The following is a 452-nucleotide window of genomic DNA, read 5'->3' on the forward strand; positions in this document are numbered from 1 at the left end:
GTATTCAGCGTCATAAATCATTAGTCCAAATTGCATCACGTGGTAGAAGCTCAATGGGCTGGTTTTATGGCTGTAAATTACATATTGCGATGAATCAATTTGGTGAAATTGCCTGTTCTGCTTTATCAAATGGACATGTTGCTGACATAAAAATGGTTGAGCAATTGGTTGCTGGTATAGAAGCAAAACTTTACGGGGATCGAGGTTACATCAGCCAAGAATTAAAAATCAGATCGAAAGATCAAGGTATTGATTTAATTACTTATCATCGAAAGAATATGCAGGCTATTCAACTCTGTGCATCAGATGAATATCACCTAAGACAACGCAATAAGATAGAAACATTATTCAGTTTATTGAAGGGGCAATACAATTTAGTGACGAGTAAAGCACGTAGTCTTCATGGATTTCTGAGTGGAATTTACGCCTCACTATGTGCATATCAATTAACC

1 protein-coding gene is annotated in these 452 nt (G+C 36.5%); it reads left to right on the forward strand.

All coding sequences use genetic code 11. From position 1 onward, the window contains the following. Positions 1–452: IS982 family transposase (locus NI467_RS14625; RefSeq protein WP_253153504.1), on the forward strand; the 452-nt coding region annotated here is incomplete at both ends.

The organism is Acinetobacter sp. S4397-1, assembly GCF_024129285.1.
Lineage (GTDB): Bacteria > Pseudomonadota > Gammaproteobacteria > Pseudomonadales > Moraxellaceae > Acinetobacter > Acinetobacter lwoffii_C.